10 protein-coding genes are annotated in these 18,181 nt (G+C 67.9%); 4 read left to right on the plus strand and 6 right to left on the minus strand.

From position 1 onward, the window contains the following. Window positions 1-88 precede the first annotated feature (88 nt). A complete protein-coding gene (locus tag ACYJP6_RS07220) occupies window positions 89-3,430 on the plus strand; it encodes a PAS domain S-box protein (RefSeq protein ID WP_459474364.1) in 3,342 nt (1,113 codons plus the stop codon). 540 nt (window positions 3,431-3,970) lie between these two features. Here ACYJP6_RS07220 and prpF read toward each other — a convergent pair. The 5 genes from prpF to ACYJP6_RS07245 form a co-directional block, all read right to left on the minus strand. Further along, on the minus strand, window positions 3,971-5,122 hold the full coding sequence (gene prpF, locus ACYJP6_RS07225; RefSeq protein WP_459474365.1) for a 2-methylaconitate cis-trans isomerase PrpF: 1,152 nt from the start codon (window positions 5,120-5,122) through the stop codon (window positions 3,971-3,973). Window positions 5,123-5,228: 106 nt separating this feature from the next. After that, the gene (gene yghX / locus ACYJP6_RS07230; RefSeq protein ID WP_459474366.1) at window positions 5,229-6,119 is read right to left on the minus strand and encodes a YghX family hydrolase; all 891 of its coding nucleotides are present in this window, start codon (window positions 6,117-6,119) and stop codon (window positions 5,229-5,231) included. A 114-nt stretch (window positions 6,120-6,233) separates the two neighbouring features. Then, window positions 6,234-10,352, minus strand: coding sequence for a CheR family methyltransferase (locus ACYJP6_RS07235; RefSeq protein ID WP_459474367.1), 4,119 nt, complete (start codon window positions 10,350-10,352; stop codon window positions 6,234-6,236). A gap of 355 nt (window positions 10,353-10,707) precedes the next feature. Beyond that, window positions 10,708-11,496, minus strand: coding sequence for a nucleotidyltransferase domain-containing protein (locus ACYJP6_RS07240; RefSeq protein WP_459474368.1), 789 nt, complete (start codon window positions 11,494-11,496; stop codon window positions 10,708-10,710). After that, complete coding sequence (locus ACYJP6_RS07245; protein WP_459474369.1) at window positions 11,496-13,835, minus strand: DNA polymerase II; 2,340 nt, start codon at window positions 13,833-13,835, stop codon at window positions 11,496-11,498. The genes ACYJP6_RS07240 and ACYJP6_RS07245 overlap by 1 nt, the downstream gene beginning before the upstream one ends. 211 nt (window positions 13,836-14,046) lie before the next feature. On the opposite strand from ACYJP6_RS07245, the gene ACYJP6_RS07250 reads away from it, so the two are divergent. After that, window positions 14,047-14,739, plus strand: a complete 693-nt coding sequence (locus ACYJP6_RS07250) for a 3'-5' exonuclease (RefSeq protein WP_459474370.1) — start codon at window positions 14,047-14,049, stop codon at window positions 14,737-14,739. Between the two features lie 106 nt (window positions 14,740-14,845). After that, a complete protein-coding gene (locus ACYJP6_RS07255; RefSeq protein ID WP_459474371.1) occupies window positions 14,846-15,889 on the plus strand; it encodes a zinc-dependent alcohol dehydrogenase family protein in 1,044 nt (347 codons plus the stop codon). On the opposite strand, the gene ACYJP6_RS07260 is transcribed toward ACYJP6_RS07255, so the two are convergent. Then, on the minus strand, window positions 15,886-16,377 hold the full coding sequence (locus tag ACYJP6_RS07260) for a hypothetical protein (protein ID WP_459474372.1): 492 nt from the start codon (window positions 16,375-16,377) through the stop codon (window positions 15,886-15,888). The genes ACYJP6_RS07255 and ACYJP6_RS07260 overlap by 4 nt on opposite strands. A 244-nt stretch (window positions 16,378-16,621) precedes the next feature. Between ACYJP6_RS07260 and ACYJP6_RS07265 the strand changes: the two genes are divergently transcribed. Continuing rightward, window positions 16,622-17,641 (plus strand): branched-chain amino acid aminotransferase, encoded by a 1,020-nt coding sequence (locus ACYJP6_RS07265; protein ID WP_145006632.1) that lies wholly within the window; start codon window positions 16,622-16,624, stop codon window positions 17,639-17,641. The last annotated feature ends 540 nt before the right edge of the window (window positions 17,642-18,181 follow it).

Here is an 18,181-nt window from a genome sequence, read left to right on the forward strand (position 1 = left end):
TGGCCATAGTCGAACGCTACCGCCCTGGGTCACGCTGGACATCTCGCCGATCTCCTCCCCGCCCCTCTGCTCACCCTCGAACGACTCCATGGCTGACCCTGATCTGTCCCCCGCCGAACTCCAGGCAGAAGTACGCCGACTCCGCGCCGCCCTCGCGCAATCAAGCCCCTTGCCACCGCAGGATGCCCAGCGGCGCCTGGCGATCTTCGATGGTGCCATCGACTTCGCCATGGTCGTGCTCGACCTCGACGGCATCGTCACCGACTGGAACAGCGGTGCCGAACGCCTGCTCGGCTGGACCGCGGAGGAGATGCGCGGCCATGACGTGGAGCGTTTCTTCACCCCGGAAGACAATCGCGCCGGCAGGGCCGCGCTGGAAATGCGCCTGGCCCGGGAAGAGGGTCGCGCCGAGGACGAGCGCTGGCACTTGCACCGCGACGGCTCGCGCTTCTGGGCCAGCGGCGAGATGCATCCGCTGCACGACGATGCCGGGCGCCATACCGGTTATGTGAAGATCCTGCGCGACCGCACTCCCCAGCATCTGGCCGGCGAGGCACTGCGGGAGAGCGAGCGTCATCTCAACGAGGTCCAGCAGCGCCTGGTCGAGAGCGAGCGCTACTGGCGCGGCCTGTTCGAGCAGCTCGAGGAGGGCTTCATCCTCGGCACCATCCTGCGCGACGAACAAGGCCGCGGTCGCGATTGGCGCTACGACCAGGTCAATCGCGCCTGGCTGCAGAATTTCGGCCTCACCACGGAGCAAACTATCGGCCGTACCGCCCGCGAGATCTTTCCCGACCTGGAAGACAGCTGGGTCGAGGATTTCACCCGGGTGGTCGATACCGGCCAGTCGTTCAGCTACGTCCGGCAATTCCAACACGACGGCTGCTGGTACGAAGGCCACGCCCACAAGGCCGGCCCGGACAGCTTCCTGGTGCTGTTCCTGGAGGTCACCGAGCGCGAGCTGGCGGCCCAGGCCAAGCGCAGCGAGGAACGCTATCGCCTGGCGCTGCTGGAACTCGGCGAGCGCTTCGGCCAGTTGAGCGACATCGACGCCATCACCGAGGTCGCCTGCGCCACCCTGGGCACTACGCTTGACGCCCACCTCGTAGGCTACGGCCTGGTGGATGCCGAGGCCGAGACCATCAGCATCGAGCGGGACTGGACGATTCCCGGGGCGCGGAGCCTGGTCGGCACCCTGCATTTCCGCGATTACGGCAGCTACATAGAAGACTTCAAGCGCGGCGAGACGGTGGTCATCCAGGACGTCCGCGAGGACCCTCGGACCCGCGACCATCTCCCGGCCCTGGAAGGCCTGGACACCTGCGCCTTCATCAATACCCCGCTGTTCGAGCACGGCCGCTTCATCGCCCTGCTGTACGTCAGCTCCAGTACCCCGCGCCAGTGGACCCCGCGAGAGCTGCAGTTCATCCGCGAAGTCGCCAACCGCACCCGCTCGGCCACCGCGCGTCTGGCCGCCGAGCAGGCCCTGCGCGACAGTGAGATGAATCTGCGGCTGGTCGCCGATACCCTGCCCTGCCTGATCGCCTTCGTTGATCGCGAGCTGGTCTATCGCTTCGTCAACGCCGAGGCCCCCAAGTGGTTCAGGGATGCGCCGGAGAGCATCCTGGGACGCGGCATGGCCGAGGTCTTTTCGCCGGCGCTGTTCGCCGCGCGCCACCACGCCATCCAGGGCGCCCTGGAAGGCACCCCGGCGCGCCTCGACCTGCCCTGGGCCTGGCCCGATGGGCGGCGGCGCATCGCCGACATCCACTATCGCCCACGGCGGGATGCCCGGGGCGCGGTCGACGGCTTCTATGTGTTCGCCCAGGACGTCACCGCCCAGCGCGACGCCCAGGCGCTGATCCAGGCGCAGAATCTCAGTCTCAGCCAGGAGGTGCAGGCACGTACCGTGGAGCGGGACCGGCTCTGGGCGCAGAGCGAGGACCTGCTGCTGATCGCCGACTTCGCCGGACGGCTCCTGCGGGTCAGCCCGTCCTGGTCACGCCGCCTGGGCTATTCCGAAGCCGAGCTGCTCAGCCGGCCCTACACCGAACTCATCCATCCGGACGACCTGCCCAAGGTGCTGACCGCGCTGGACGAACTGCGCCGCAGCGGTCTGCCGGCGCGCCTGGAAAATCGCGTCCAGGCGGCCAACGGCAGCTGGCACTGGCTGTCCTGGACCCTTTCGCTGGACACCGACCAAGAGCGCCTCACCGGTGCCGCTCGCGACGTGACCCGGGAAAAGGAAGCCATGGAGACCCAAGCGCTGCTGGAAGAACAGCTGCGCCAATCGCAGAAGATGGAGGCGGTCGGCCAACTCACCGGCGGCCTGGCCCATGACTTCAACAACCTGCTGGCAGGCATCGTCGGCAGCCTCGATCTGCTCACTGTGCGGATCGGCCAGGGCCGGCTGAACAACCTCGAGCGCTACACCACGGCGGCCCAGGGCGCGGCCATGCGCGCCGCCGCCCTGACCCATCGGCTGCTGGCCTTTTCCCGTCGGCAGACGCTGGATCCCAAGCCGACCGACGTCAATCGCCTGGTCGCCGGCATGGAAGACCTGATCCGCCGCACCGTGGGTCCGGCCATCCAGATCGAGGTGGTGGCCGCCAGTGATCTCTGGCCGACCCTGGTCGATCCGCCACAACTGGAAAACGCCCTGCTCAACCTCTGCATCAACGCCCGCGACGCCATGCCCGAGGGCGGGCGCATCTATATCGAGACCGGCAACCGGGTGCTCGACCCCCGGATGGGGATGATGCGCGACCTGGAGCCCGGCGAGTACATCACCCTGAACGTGACGGATACCGGCTGCGGCATGCCGCCCGAGGTGATCGCCAAGGCCTTCGATCCCTTCTTCACCACCAAGCCCATCGGCGTGGGCACCGGCCTCGGCCTGTCGATGATCTACGGCTTCGTGCGCCAGTCCGGCGGCCAGGCCCGCATCCATTCCCAGGTCGACCAGGGCACCAGCGTCACGCTGTTCCTGCCGCGTCACCGCGAAGCGGCGGCCATCGCCGATGCGACCAGCAGCCAGCCGGTGCTGCCGCGGGTCGGCCATGGCGAGACGGTGCTGGTGGTGGACGACGAGCCCACCGTGCGCATGCTGGTGGTCGAAGTGCTCGAGGAGCTGGGCTACGCCGCCCTGGAAGCCGCCGATGCTAGCGCTGGCCTGCGGCTGCTGGAGTCCGACGTGCGCATCGACCTGCTGGTCAGCGACGTCGGCCTGCCCGGCGGCATGAACGGCCGGCAGATGGCCGACGCCGCGCGCCAGCGCCGCCCGGCGCTCAAGGTGCTGTTCATCACCGGCTACGCCGAAAATGCCGTGGTCGGCAACGGCCACTTGGAGCCGGGCATGCACGTGATGACCAAGCCCTTCGCCATGGACGCCCTGGCGGTACGCATCCGCGACCTGATCGAAGGGATCTGAAGTCCAGAGGCGGACACTTCCGAGCGGCTCATCCCTCACCCCAGCCCTCTCCCGGAGGGAGAGGGGGCGGTTGGGATACGTAGGGTGGATAACGGCGCAGCCTTATCCACCGTTTCGAACGGGACATGGCAGTGGAAAAGGCTGCGCGGCTTTCCACGCTACGGAGCGCGACCCTCGCAGGCGAGCCACAACCCGCGCCGGCCTCGAACGCCCCCTCTCCCCCAGGGAGAGGGTTGGGGTGAGGGCTGAGGCGCGCCAGGGTATCCCCCTCTGTTGGGCTTCGCTGCGCTCAACCCAACCTACGCGGACGATCCCGACCGTAGGGTGGATAACGGCGCAGCCTTATCCACGACTGGAGCCGGGGCTTGCCCAGTGGAAAAGGCTGCGCGGTTTTCCACGCTACGGGGCGCGGCAAAGGTGCACGAACCATAACCCGCGCCGACCTCGACCGCCCCCTCTCCCCCTGGGAGAGGGCTGGGGTGAGGGCTGAGGCGCGCCAGGGTATCCCCCTCTGTTGGGCTGCGCTGCGCTTAGCCCAACCTACTCGATCTCCGCCGGTACCCGCACCCAGCCCTCCATGAGCCGGCGGGCGCTGCGGCTCATGATGGCTTTTTCCACCTGCCAGCTGCCCGCCACCACCCGGGCCTGGGCACCGACGGCCAGGGTGCCGGCGGTATGGCCCATGCGCACCTGGCGGCCGTCGAGGTCGCCGGTCAGTTGGTTGACCAGGGTCCCCGGCAGCGCCGCCGCCACCGCCACGGCGACCGCGCCGGTGCCGGGGATGGCGTGGTGCAGCTTGCCCATGGAGATCATCCGGGCGATGAGGTCGAGTTCCCCGGCCTGCACCTGCTTGCCGCCGGCCACCCGGTAGGTCTGCGGCGGGGCGATCAGGCACAGCTTGGGCGTGTGCGGGCGCTCGGCCGTGGCCTGGGCCGCCGTCTCGGCCAGGCCCATGGCCACCGCGCCCGCGGCGCGCAGGGCTTCCAGGCGCTCCAGCAGGGCCGCGTCGCCGTTGACCTGCGCCTGGGTCTCGGTGCCGCTCAGGCCCAGGGTCTCGGCGCGCACGAAAATGGTCGGATTGCCGGCGTTGAGCAGGGTTACCGGCAGCCGCCCCAGACCGGCCACCTCCAGCTCGTCGAGCGCCCGTCCCGAGGGCAGCACGCTACCATCGCTACCGGTGGGGTCGAGGAATTCGAGCACCACCTCGGCGGCGGGAAAGGCCACGCCATCGAAGCGGAAGTCGCCCTCCTCCTGCACCTCGCCGGCCACCATGGGTACTCGTGCGAGGATGCGCTTACCCAGGTTGGCCTGCCAGATGCGTACCGTGGCCAGGCCGTCACGGGGCGCCGGCACCAGGCCCTCGCTGATGGCGAAGGGACCGACGGCGGCGCTGAGATTGCCGCAGTTGCCCGACCAGTCGATCACCGGCACCTCGATGGCCGGCGCGCCGAACAGGTAGTCGACGTCGCAATCCGGCCGGCAGGAGGGGGCGATCACCACCACCTTGCTGGTGCTGGAGGTGGCGCCGCCCAGGCCGTCGATCTGCTTGCCATAGGGATCGGGGCTACCGATGACCCGCAGCAGCAGGGCATCGCGGGCAGGACCGGCGGGTGGCAGGTCGCGGGCGTGGAAGAACACGCCCTTGCTGGAGCCACCGCGCATGTAGACGGCGGGAATACGGTGTTGCGGCATGGTGGGTCTCCTCAGCCCAGGTGGTTAACAAACGATGCGCACGGCAAGGCAGGCGGGTCCGCGCAGCCACCCAGGACCTGGGGGCTGCGCCGGGATACCGACGCGATCAGCTCAGGTAGCGGCCGAACCAGCCCAGGGTGCGCTCCCAGGCCAGGCGCGCGGCGGCTTCGTCGTAGCGCGGGGTGGAATCGTTGTGGAAGCCGTGGGTGGTGCCGGGGTAGCTGTGCACCTCGAAGGTCTTGCCGGCGGCCTTGAGCGCCGCCTCGTAGGCGGCGGCGCCCTCGTTGATGCGCGGATCGTTCTCGGCGTAATGGATCAGCAGCGGCGCCTTGATCTGGGCCACCTCTTCCGCGCGCGGTTGCCGACCGTAGAAAGGCACGGCCGCCGCCAGCTCGGGATAGGCCACGGCCGCCGCATTGGCCACCCCGCCGCCATAGCAGAAGCCGGTGATGCCGACCTTGCCGGTACTGAATTCGTGGCTCATCAGGGTTTCCACGGCGGCGAAGAAGTCGTTCATCAGCTTTTGCGGATCGACCTGTTGCTGCAGCTCGCGGCCCTTGTCGTCATTGCCGGGATAGCCACCCATGGAGGTCAGACCATCCGGTGCCAGGGCCAGGTAGCCGGCCTTGGCCAGGCGGCGGGCAACGTCCTCGATATAGGGATTGAGACCGCGATTCTCGTGTGCCACCACCACCGCCGGTACCTTGCCGCCGGCCTTGGCCGGGCGCACCAGGTAGCCACGGACCCGCCCATGGCCCTGGGGCGAGGGGTAGTAAACGTACTCGGCGACGATGTCCGGATCGGTGAATTCCACCTGGGTGGCCAGGGCGTAGTTGGGGCTCAGGGCCGCCAGCACCCCGGTGGCCGACAATCCTAGAACCGCGGCGCAGGCGCCGGCGCGGTCGAGGAAGTCGCGGCGGCTAATGCGACCGTGGACATAGAAGTCATAGAGTTCGAGCAGTTCGGGCGAGAAATCCTTGGCGGTGAGACGGGTCATCGCGGCGCTCCTCTGGCGGGACGCGGGGTGTCCGACCCGGATGGGCCGGCGCCCCGCTGACTCCCGAGTGTGCCGCGAATCGTCTGACTATGCCACCGTAACACCCGCCCGGCGCTAGGTCGACGCGCGCAACTCGTGCAGCACGGCGATCAAGGCCTCGAAGCTGACCGGCTTGTTGAGATGGCGGGCGAAACCCGCCGCCCGCGCCTTGTCGATATCCAGCCGGGTGCCATAGCCGGACAGCGCCACCGCCGGGGTGCCGACGTTGCGATCACCCGCCCGTACCTGGCGCAGGAATTCATGACCGTCCATCTCCGGCATGCCGATGTCGGAGAGGATGACGTCGAAATCCTGCGCCTGGGCCAGCGCCAGGCCGCTCCGAGAGTCGGTCGCCGGGGTGACCAGCACGCCCTCTTCCTCGAGCAGCAGCTGCAGGGTCTCGACGATGTCGGGAGAGTCGTCCACCAGCAGCACCCGTAGCCCGGTAATGGACTGCTCCTCCGCTCGCGCCTCGGGCGAGTGCCGACGCTCGTCCGCGCATAGCGGCAGCCAGACGCTGAAACGCGCGCCCTGGCCGAGGCCCGCGGAATGGGCCTCGATCCGCCCGCCATGGGCCTCCACCAACTGCTTGACCAGGGCCAGGCCGATGCCCAGGCCGTGCTGGGCGCGGGCGGTGTACTTCATTTCCGCCTGGCCGAACATCTCGAACACCCGCGGCAGGAAGTCGGGGTCGATGCCCTGCCCGGTATCGCTGACGTCCAGCCGCGCCTCGCTACCGTCGACGCCCAGGCTGATCTCCACCTGGCCACCGGCCGGGGTGAACTTGATGGCGTTGTTGAGCAGGTTCCAGACGATCTGACCGATGCGGGTGGCATCCGCCTGGACGTACAGCGGCGCCTCCGGCAGCCGCGGGCAGCTGACCTGCACCTCGCCCGCCAGCGGCCGGATCACCTCGGCGATCTCACGCAGCTGCTGCGCCAGGTCGAGGCTCTGGCGCTCCAGCTTGAGCTTGCCGGTGCGGATGCGCGAGAGGTCCAGCAGGTCGTCGATGATCTGCGCCTGGCTGCGTACCGCGCGCTGGATGGCCTCGGTGGCACGGCGCGCCAGGGGCACGTCGCGCAGCACCGGCGAGCGGGTCAGCAACTCGCTGTTGAGCTGGATCAGATTGAGCGGATGCTTGAGTTCGTGGGACATCACCGCGAAGAACTCGTCCTTGAGCTGACCCAGGGCGCGCTGCTGGGCCTGCTGGGTGGCGGCCTCGCTGGAGCGCACGTGGTCGGCGGTGGCGTCGCGGGCGATCTTGGCGTAGCCGCGCCCGCCGAAAGCATTGCTCATCCGGCTGAGCACCCCGGTGCAATACAGGCGACTGCCATCCTTGCGTCTCAGCCAGCGCTCGTTGCTGGCGGCGCCATCCTCGTCGGCGGTGCGCAGCTCCGCCTCCGGCACCTGGGCGGCGACGTCCTCCGGGGTGAAGATCAGGCCCATCGGCTGGCCCAGGGCTTCACGCTCGCTGTAGCCGAACAAACGGGTGGCGCCACCGTTCCAGCTGTTGATGATGCCGCCGGCGTCCAGGGTGACGATGGCGTAGTCCTGGATGTTCTGCGCCACCAGGCGCATGTTTTCCTCGCCGGCGCGGGCGCGGTCCTGGGCCAGGCGCCGCTCGGTGATGTCGATGAAGGTCAGCACCGCGCCTTCGATGCGATCCTCGGCAGTGCGGTAGGGCAGCAGCCGCGCCAGGTACCAGCGCTCGTCGTGGCTGCGGACCTCGCGTTCGATCAGCCGCAGGGATTCGAACACCTGGCTGGCGTCGTCGGCCAGCTCGGGGTAGTCCAGCCGATGGGTGATGTCGAGCAGCGAACGCCCGGTATCGCTGACGATCATGTTGAAGATACTGGCAGCGCGCGGAGTGAATCTCTTGATGCGCATGCCACGGTCGACGAACACCGTGGCGATGTCGGTGGAGGTGATGAGGTTCTGCAGATCGTCGTTGATCTTGCCGGTTTCCTCGATCTTGGACTTGAGCTCGTAGTTGACGGTGATCAGCTCTTCGTTGATCGACTGCAGCTCTTCCTTGCTGGTCTCCAGCTCTTCGGTGGCCGAACGCAGCTCCTCGTTGATCGCCTGCAACTCCTCGTTGGAAGCCTTGAGCTCCTCGGTGGAGGTCTCGGACTGCTCGATGGTCAGTTGCAGCTGCTCCTTGGTGCGCTGCAACTCGGCTTCCAGCTGGGTGAGGACGCTGTCCTTGGCCTCGGTGTGATCGCTGCGGGAATCGGTGCTCATGACGTCTTCGACTTCGTCGAAGAGCACCAGCATGTAGTCGGTGCTGGTGTCGCTGTCGCGGAAGGGCCGCACCACCATGTTGATGTAGTAGCTGCGGTCGTCGCGCTGGATGTGCACCCGCCGCGCCTCGACACTCTTGTTGCTCTGCAGCGCCTGGAACAGCGCGGTACGCAATTCCAGGCGCAACTCCTCCAGCACCAGCGCCGGCAGGTTGTAGCTGGGCTCGCCGCCGACGTAGCGGAGGAAGCGCCCGGCCCGCTCGGACATGTGCACGATGTTGGATTCGCGGTCAACGATGATGCTCGGCGGCGCGTACTGCTCCAGCACCCGCTGGTGCACCTCGGCGAAGGACACCTTCTTGCGCCGGCCGACCTGGTGCGGAGGTAGGCGCACGCTGTGCATCCCGGGATTGAGATTGAGCAGTGGCGTGGGGCGTACCACGCTGGTGGTGTGCTTGGCGCGGTAGATGCGGTTCTTCTTGTCCACCGTGGCGAACAGGTTGCTCTGCACGTCGGCGGACTCGGAACTGCCGAGGAACAGGAAGCCACCCGGCTTCAGCGCGAAGTGGAAGGTATGCAGGATCTCGGCCTGCACCTCCCGGTCCAGGTAGATCAGCAGGTTGCGGCAGCTGATCAGATCGAGCCGGGAGAACGGCGGATCGCTGAGCAGGTTGTGCTGGGCGAACAGCACCTTCTCGCGCAACTCCTTCTTCACCCGGAACTGATTCTGTTCCTTGAGCAGGTGCTGGCGCAGTCGGGAAGGCGCGACATCGGTGACGATGGAGCCCGGATAGACGCCATGCCGGGCCATGGCCAGGGCATGCTCGTCGAGATCGGTGGCGAAGATCTGCAATCGTGCTCCGGACTGGCGCAGCTCGGCCTGCTCGGTCAGCAACATGGCCAGCGAATAGGCCTCCTCGCCGCTGGAGCAGGCCGCGCTCCAGACGCGCAGCTCCTGGTCGTCCTCGTTGATTGGCAGATGCTCGAACAATTCCGGGATGACATCCCGTTCCAAGGCCTCGAAGGCCTCGCGATCGCGAAAGAAATTGGTCACGCCGATGAGCATGTCCTTGAGCAGCGCCGGGGTTTCCTCGGGATGCTCGTGGAGAAAGCTCGCATAGGCCGGCATGTCGGCGATGGTGTTCACCTGCATGCGCCGTTCGACCCGGCGCAGCACGGTAGCCGTCTTGTACTGCTTGAAATTGTGCCCGGTGCGGGTGCGCAGCAGGGTGAGGATGTCGCGCAGCGCCAGCTGCATGGCCTTGCTCGAAGCGCCCGGCACCCGCGCTTCGAAATCGATCTGGCGCATTTCGCCCTGGCTCAGCGAATTGATGGTGATGGCCAGCTCCAGCAGCTTCTGCGGCATGTCTACCACGGGCAGCACGAAGTCCACCGCGCCCGCGGCGATGGCACTGCTGGGCATGGACTCGAACTCGGCGTCTTCCGGCGATTGCGCCAAGGTCACCCCGCCCTGCTCCTTGACCCGGCCCAGGCCGACCGAGCCATCGGCGCCGTTGCCCGACAGCACGATGGCGATGGCCCGTGTCTTGTGCACGTCGGCCAGGGCGCGGAAGAACAGGTCCACCGCGACGTGATCACCCTGGGGCCGCTCGGCCGGGCTCAGGCGCAGGTAGCCGTCGTTCATGGTCAGGTCCGCGCCGGGCGGAATCACATAGACGTGTTCGGCCTCGATGGGCACCGGCTCGGTGACCTGGCGCACCGGCAGCCGGGTCGCCCGCTGGAGGATCTGGTCGAGATTGCTCTGGTGTTCGCGCGCGAGGTGCATCACCACCACGAAGGCCATGCCGCAGTCGGCCGGCAGGGCTTCGAAGAAACGCAACAGCGCCTGGATACCGCCGGCGGAAGCGCCGATCCCCACCACCGGGAACGGCAGGTCACTGGGGGTCAGGTGCTTGGAATTGTTGGGTCTGGCCACATCCGCCTGTTTGCTCATCTATCCGCCGTCTGAAAATCCAAGAAATCATCGTTACCGCTGCTGGCGCGGCCAAGGGTCCATCTTCTTCACGCGGAAAAGGCCCGTCGCCACCGGAGTATAACGAGCGCTCACCCCGAGGGCGGGCCTCATCCTGCAGTCAGGGGGCCCAAACGACGGTTGCATCACCCCAATGGGACTGGCTAGACAGAAGCGAGTGCGAGCGAAGCGTTTGTCGCGGCGGGATGCCCTGGTGGATGAGGCCAAGCCGTCATCCCCCTACGCCAAACCTTACCCGCGCGCCCGGACCGCCCATCTCTCGTCTGCGGGAGAGGGCTGGGGTGAGGGCGCTCTGGAGCGGCCTGCCAATGGGACCTCAGTACCCCGCCTGGCCCAATTGCCGTTCGAACCACGCGAGGAAGGCAGCCAGCCGCTGAGCGAAGTCGGTCGCGGCAGCCTGGGGCTGCAGGGCTTCCCGGTAGAAGAATTCCAGGGCGGGGCGCTGCTCGGGATGGCGCCCCAGGGCACGCGCCAGATGGTCTGCCAGGCTCCAGGGCCAACCGGTCTCTTCCGGCCGGCGCAGCAGGTGGAGCGCGCGCAGCAGGCGCCGCGCGGCCTCGCGCTGGACACTCAGGCGTTCGGCGGCCACCGTGCAGGTGGCGATCGCCGGAACGAAGCCCCGTAGCAGCGGCAGCACCTCGCCATTCACCGCCCGGGCGATGGCCACCTCGGGCGTGAAGGGCGCGAAACGGCGCGCCAGGTCCTCGCCCCACAGCCAGCGGCACTGGTGCTTGAGCCAATAGCCCCAGCTGTAGCGGTGGGCGGCGGCGAGCGCCTCGGCCCGACGACCGAGGTCGAAATCGATCTTGCTGACGGCGGGATGCTGGTGCTCCAACACCCGCCTGAGCTGCTCCAGCGCCTGCAAGGCTTCAGCCGGGCAGGCATCGCTGAGGATCAGCGTGAGATCCAGGTCCGATCGCCCTGGTCGGGCGCGACCCTCGGCGACGCTGCCATAGACATAGAGCGCTACCAAGTGGACGCCCAGGAGCGCCGGCAACTGGCGGCGCATGGCCGCCAGCACGGCGCGGTACTCGGCCTGGAAGGGCACGCGGGGCACCTGGCGGATGAAACCCGCCTCATCCAGCCCGCCATCCGTAGCCGTCATCAGAACAACCCCATTTGCCGATCCAGCAACCGCTCGAAGCGGTCGCCGACGAAGGGCAAGATGGCGTCGGCCACTGGCGCCAGCTGGCGCTGCACATAGTGGTCGTAGTCCGGCGGTGCATGGGGCAACTCGACCGGCTCGGGGCCGGCGGTGGTGATCAGGTAGCTGATCCAGCCACCGCGGCGGAATTGGCTGCGGCGCCCGAGCCGGGCGTTTTCCGCCTCGACCAGCCGCGCGGCGCGCACCTGGGGTGGGCCGGTGCTCTGGTACTCGTCCAGCGGCCGCCGCAGGCGCTTGCGATAGACCAGCAGGTCGTCGAATTCGCCGGCGCGGGTGCGGGCGACGAAGTCGCGCAGGTACTCCTCGTGGGGCTCGCCGGTGAAGATGCGCAGATAGAGTTCGCGCTGGAAGCGCTGGGCCAGCGGCGACCAGTCGCTGCGTACCGTTTCCAGTCCCTTGAACACCAGCTCGGGCTGGCCATCCGCACCCGGCCGCAGTCCGGCGTATCTCTTCTTGCTGCCCTCCTCCGCGCCGCGGATGGTGGGCATGAGGAAGCGGGCGAAGTGGGTTTCGTATTGCAGCTCCAGATGGCTGGCCAACCCCAGCTCGGCCTGCAGTTGTTCGCGCCAGTGGGCATTGACCGCCGCCACCAGTTCGCGCCCGATGCGCTCGGCCTCGGCCTCTCCGTGGGCACCCCCGAGCCAGACGAAGGTGGAGTCGGTGTCGCCATAGATCACCTGGTGGCCGCGCGCCTCGATCAGCTCGCGGGTGCGGTGCATCACCGCGTGGCCGCGCAGGGTGATGGACGAAGCCAGGCGGTGATCGAAGAAGCGGCAGTGCGGGGTGCCCAGCACCCCGTAGAAGCTGTTCATGATGATCTTCAGCGCCTGGGCCAGGGGCGCGTTGCCGGCACGCTTGGCCGCATCGCGCCCCTCCCAGACCCGCGCCACCATCTCCGGCAGGCAGTGCCGGCTGCGATGGAAGCGCGCGCCGCGAAAGCCCGGCACCGTCTCTTGCTCGGGCAGCGCCAGGCCCTCCACCAGCCCCACCGGGTCGATCAGAAAGGTGCGGATCAGCGAGGGGTAGAGGCTCTTGTAGTCCAGCACCAGCACCGAGTCGTAGAGCCCCGGCCGCGAATCCATGACGAAGCCGCCCGGGCTGGCCTCGGGCGGCTGGGCACCCAGCTTGGGCGCGACGAAACCCTGGCGGTGCATCAGCGGCAGATAGAGGTGGTAGAAGGCGGCGATGGAGGCGCCATGGCGCTCCAGCGGCAGACCGGTGACGCTGGCCCGCTCCAGCAGGAAGCGCAGCAGCCCGGTCTTCTCGAAGATGCGGGTGACCAGCTCGCAGTCCACCAGGTTGTAGCGCGCCAGGGCGCTCTTCTCGCCGGCGAACATGCGGTTGATGGAGGCCATGCGGTCGTGGGGATTGTCGATGGCCTTGCCTTCGCCCAGCAGGGTACGGGAGACGTTTTCCAGGCTGTAGGAGGGAAACACCCAGGTCGCCGACTTGAGCGCCTCCACCCCATCGATGATCGGCCGCCCGGCCAGCAGGGCAAAGAAGGGGCGCCCCTGGCCGCCGGGTTCGTAGCGGTCGTCCTCGGGCGCGCCCCGGCCCAGGTGCAGGGGCACGCCCAGGGTGCGGGCGTGCTCGTGGAGCACCCGGATGTCGAAGTGTAATACGCTCCAGCCGATGATGACGTCGGGATCATGACGCGCCAGCCAGGCATTGAGGCGCCGCAGCAGGGTGGCGCGGTCGGCGACGTATTCCAGGTCGAAGTCCACCGCCACCTCCTCGCCGGTGGGCGGGCCGAGCATATACACCTGGCGCTGGCCGCAGCCGTGCAGGCCGATGCTGTAGAGCTCGCCGCGCTCGCTGGTCTCGATGTCCAGCGACAGGGTGCGCAGGGTCGGGCGGTAGTCGGCCGCCGGCCGCAACGGGGAGGCGCGCTCGCCGGCTACCGGCAGCTGTACCGGCGCGGTGATGAAGCGCTCCATGAGGAAGCGGTCCGCCGGGGCGATGTCCGCCTCGTAGACCTCGATACCCGCCGCCGTGAGGCGTTGCTCGAGGTCGCGCAGGGTGCGATAGCGCGGCGCATAGAGCCCCAGGACGGGGCGCCGCTGGAAGTCCTGCAGCGCCAATTCGCGCAACTCGACCCCGGCGGGCAACAACGGCTCGATGTCCGCCCGTCGCTCGGCGGGCACGAAGGCCACCGCCTGCTGTGCCGGTATCCGCACCTGCCGCGGCCCGGCATCGGTGGCGAACCAGAACACCAGTTCCATGCCGGTGGAAGTCTCGCGCCAGAGGCGTGTCAGCAGGAAACCCTGGGCGGCAGCCAAAGCGGTGGCGCTCCTCATCGTCGCTCAAAGCACCATTCTCGCAAGGCCGGCCACGGCCGGCGACCCCGACGCGCCCAATGGTCCGCTCGTCGCCCACGACGGATGCCCTGTGTCCTGTGGCGATGATCTTGCATCGAATGCGCACACCCGTCGTAGAGCCGACCCTTACGGCTTCTGGGCGCATCCTTGGTTACCCGTGTCAGGCAGTATCATGAATTCCTCGTCGTCGTCCTCTTCCACCGTCGCCGTCCCCGGCTACAACGCCCTGCAACTGCGGGTGCTCGAGCAGGCGCAGCGCTGGCTTGAGCAGGACGTGCTGGTGCTGGATACCGAGGCGACCGGCCTGGGCGAAGAGGCGCAGCTGATCGAGGTGGCGGTGATGACCCTGAGCGGCCGGGTGCTGCTCGACACCCTGGTGCGCCCCGCCATCGCCGTGCCGCGCGAAGCGACCCTGATCCACGGCCTGACCGATGCCCATCTCACCCAGGCGCCCACCTTTCCCGAGGTCTTCGCCCGGCTCTGGCCGCTGCTGCAGGGCCGCACCGTGCTGGCCTACGGCATGGCCTTCGACTATCGCCTGCTGGGCTACAACGCCCGCTTGCACGGCCTGGCGCTGCCGCCGGAACTGGAGCGGGAAACGCCACCGGTGCAACTGGTGGATGGCACCCGCCTGCACTGCCTGATGCAGCTCTATGCCCAGTTCTGGCAGGAACCCAGCCTCGACAGCCGCAGCCAGGACGGCTGGCGGCGCAAGGCCTTGGCCATGGCCGCCCGCCAGCAGGGCGTCGCGGTGCAGGAAACCCATCGCGCCCTGCCCGATTGCCGGCTCAAGGCCGCCCTGGTCCAGGCTCTGGCCGGCGCGGCGCCGGCTACCTGGCGCGGGCTGCAGGCGCTGGCCGGCTAGCCGCCCGCCCTCCTCGCTACCCTTGCGCCACTGACAAACTATTCAGGCAGCCTCGCGCCAGGCGCTTTGCCATACTGGCGGAAGTCATCCCTGCCGAGGCCAGCCCATGAAAGCCGTCGTCTACGAAGCCTTTTCCGCGCCGCCACGCTTGACCACCGTACCGGACCCCACCCCCGAACCCCATGGCGTGGTGGTCAGGGTCATGGCGACCGGTGTCTGCCGCAGCGACTGGCACGGCTGGGTCGGCCACGACGGCGACATCGAACTGCCCCATGTGCCGGGCCACGAGCTGGCCGGGATCGTGGCGGCGGTGGGCCAGGACGTCCGCCGCTGGCGGATCGGCGACCGGGTCACGGTCCCCTTCGTCGGCGGTTGCGGCGCCTGCCCCCAGTGCCACGCCGGCCACCAGCAGGTCTGCGATCACCAGTTCCAGCCCGGCTTCACCCACTGGGGCTCCTTCGCCCAGTACGTCGGCATCCACCAGGCCGATCTCAACCTGGTGGGCCTGCCCGAGCAACTGGATTTCGCCACCGCCGCCAGCCTGGGCTGCCGCTTCGTGACCGCCTTTCGCGCGGTGGTCGACCAGGGCAAGGTCAGCGCCGGCCAGTGGGTGGCGGTACACGGCTGCGGCGGGGTCGGGCTCTCGGCGATCATGATCGCCAGCGCCCTTGGCGCCCAGGTGGTGGCCATCGACATCACCGCCGACAAACTGGCGCTGGCGCGCCGCCTCGGTGCGGTGGCCACCCTCGACGCCACCCAGGTGGCCAGCGTGCCCGAGGCGGTGCGGGAGCTCACCGGCGGCGGTGCCCATGTCTCCCTCGACGCCCTGGGTCATCCCACTACCTGCTGCAACTCCATCGCCAGCCTGCGCAAGCGCGGCAAGCACGTCCAGGTCGGCCTGCTGCTGGGCGACCAGGCGACGCCGGCGCTGCCGATGGACCTGGTGATCGCCAGGGAACTGGAAATCCTCGGCAGCCACGGCATGCAGGCCCATCGCTACGATGCGCTGCTGGCCATGCTGCACAATGCCACCCTGGCGCCGGAGCGCCTGATCGGCCGCACGATCGGCCTGGCCGAGTCCATCGAGGCTTTGATGCACATGGACCGCTTCGAGGGCACCGGGGTGACCGTCATCACCCGCTTCGACTAGTCCGGCTCCGCCGCCTGCAACACCCAGCGCAGGCCCTGCAGGTCTTCGGCCGAAAGGGTCTCGCGCAGGCGGCAAAGGCGGTAGTTGACCCGGGTGTTCATGGCCACCCATTCCAGGTCCTGGCGCGTGGGCTGGCCGATGAAGTACTCGCCATAGCGCTCGTCCAGCCCGGCCATGCGGTACTGCCCCTTGAGCGGCAGGTAGAGCCGCCCATTCATTTCCCAGCGACTGGCGCTGCAGCCATGGAAGCGCACCTTGTCGCCGAAGGTGGACAGCTGGGTACGGAAGTCGGTGGTGGCATGGCCGGCGCTGGTCTTGAACTGGCTGGCGATGACACTGAAGACGATGCCCTCGGGCGAGGGGGCACCGCGCCACTCGATGACCCGGCGATTGAGCGCCGTATCGAAGGCATCGGTGAAGATTCCGGCGGCCTGCGCCGTGAGCGTTGGCAGGGTCAGGGCACCCAGCAACGTCATCGTTGTTTTCAAAACGAGCTCCTGGTGGCGACCCAAGCGGCCAAGCCTGAGGCAGCAGGCAGCAGCGGCAAAGGGCCAGCGTCATGCTTTGGAGACCCGATTGGCTGAAAGGTGCCCCCAGCGGTCCGGATAAGCGGTATCTTTCACAGTCTGAGGACGGCGCTTTCCCGTCCACCCCTTGAACCGTCGCCGGCGAGGCGCACGGCCATCACCCTGAAACGACCGGCCCGACCGCCGGAGAGCACTGCGAGGATCTATGAGCGCTGCGGACATCGATTGGAAGACCCTCGGTTTCGACTACATCAAGACCGACTTCCGCTTTATCGCCACCTATCGCGACGGCAGCTGGCAACCCGGCGAGCTGACTCGCGACAACCAGCTGCACATCAGCGAAGGCTCCACGGCCATCCACTACGGCCAGCAGTGCTTCGAGGGCCTCAAGGCCTATCGCTGCCAGGACGGCTCCATCAACCTGTTCCGTCCCGACCGCAACGCCGCGCGCATGCACAAGAGCTGCGCCCGTCTGCTGATGCCGCCGGTCCCCACCGAGCTGTTCATCGACGCCTGCCAGCAGGTGGTCAAGGCCAACGAGGCCTGGATCCCGCCCTACGGCACCGGTGGCGCCTTCTATCTGCGACCCTTCGTCATCGGCGTGGGTGACAACATCGGCGTGCGCACCGCCCCTGAATTCCACTTCGTGGTCTTTGGCATCCCGGTCGGTGCCTACTTCAAGGGCGGCATGACCCCGCACAACTTCGTCATCTCCGGCTACGACCGCGCCGCGCCCCAGGGCACCGGCGCCGCAAAGGTCGGCGGCAACTACGCCGCCAGCCTGATGCCCGGTGCCCAGGCCAAAGCCGAAGGCTTCGCCGACTGCATCTATCTGGACCCCCTGACCCATCGCAAGATCGAGGAAGTCGGCTCGGCCAACTTCTTCGCCATCACCGGCGACGGCAAGTTCGTCACCCCGCGTTCCGAGTCGGTCCTGCCGGGCGTGACCCGCATGTCGCTGATGGACCTGGCCCGCGAGCGGCTGAACCTGGAAGTGGTCGAGGGCGACGTCTTCATCGACCAGCTCGACCAGTTCGTCGAAGCCGGCGCCTGCGGCACCGCCGCGGTCATCACCCCCATCGGCGGCATCCAGTACGGCGAGAAGCTGCACGTCTTCCACAGCCTGACCGACGTCGGCCCGGTGACGCGCAAGCTGTACGAGGAACTGACCGGTATCCAGACCGGCGACAAGCCGGCGCCGGAGGGTTGGATCGTCAAGGTCTGACTCGCGGTTGGTTTGGTTTGAAGAAGGCGCCTCAGGGCGCCTTTTTCATTGGACAAGGGGTTGGCGGTAGGTTGGGTTGAGCGCAAGCGAAGCCCAACGCTACGGTGCTACAGGCTTGGCTTTGTCGGTGCCTTGGCTGCTTATCGAGTGCGTTGACGGTTTTGATTTCGCCCACCCGGGCGAGTCACTTTTGCCAATCGCGGCAAAAGTAACCAAAAACGCTTGCCCCGGACATCCGGCCCTCCGCTGCGCTCCGGGTCCGCTCACGCCAGCGCCGCTCCGGGGTCGGCCTACACGGGCCGTCCATGGCCCGTTAGGCCTCTCGCCGCATCCATGCGGCTCGACCCACTCCACGACACTGGCGTTCGCCCTCCTGAACGGGGCGATTCACGTGCCTGATGCTTTGGGTGCAAACCGGTAGGGTGGACAACGGCGCAGCCTTGTCCACGCGTTAAGCGTTACTCCCTCAGTGGAAAACGCTGCGCGGTTTTCCACGCTACAACCTGTGAACACCCAAGTATCAGGCTTGCGTCCCGTCCC

Source organism: Pseudomonas sp. No.117 (genome assembly GCF_054558395.1).

What these genes read in the sequence shown, in the direction of transcription:
- ACYJP6_RS07220 (WP_459474364.1), top strand. Translation starts at nt 89, where the DNA reads ATGGCTGACCCTGATCTGTCCCCCGCCGAACTCCAGGCAGAAGTACGC.
- prpF (WP_459474365.1), bottom strand. Translation starts at nt 5,122, where the DNA reads ATGCCGCAACACCGTATTCCCGCCGTCTACATGCGCGGTGGCTCCAGC.
- yghX (WP_459474366.1), bottom strand. Translation starts at nt 6,119, where the DNA reads ATGACCCGTCTCACCGCCAAGGATTTCTCGCCCGAACTGCTCGAACTC.
- ACYJP6_RS07235 (WP_459474367.1), bottom strand. Translation starts at nt 10,352, where the DNA reads ATGAGCAAACAGGCGGATGTGGCCAGACCCAACAATTCCAAGCACCTG.
- ACYJP6_RS07240 (WP_459474368.1), bottom strand. Translation starts at nt 11,496, where the DNA reads ATGACGGCTACGGATGGCGGGCTGGATGAGGCGGGTTTCATCCGCCAG.
- ACYJP6_RS07250 (WP_459474370.1), top strand. Translation starts at nt 14,047, where the DNA reads ATGAATTCCTCGTCGTCGTCCTCTTCCACCGTCGCCGTCCCCGGCTAC.
- ACYJP6_RS07255 (WP_459474371.1), top strand. Translation starts at nt 14,846, where the DNA reads ATGAAAGCCGTCGTCTACGAAGCCTTTTCCGCGCCGCCACGCTTGACC.
- ACYJP6_RS07265 (WP_145006632.1), top strand. Translation starts at nt 16,622, where the DNA reads ATGAGCGCTGCGGACATCGATTGGAAGACCCTCGGTTTCGACTACATC.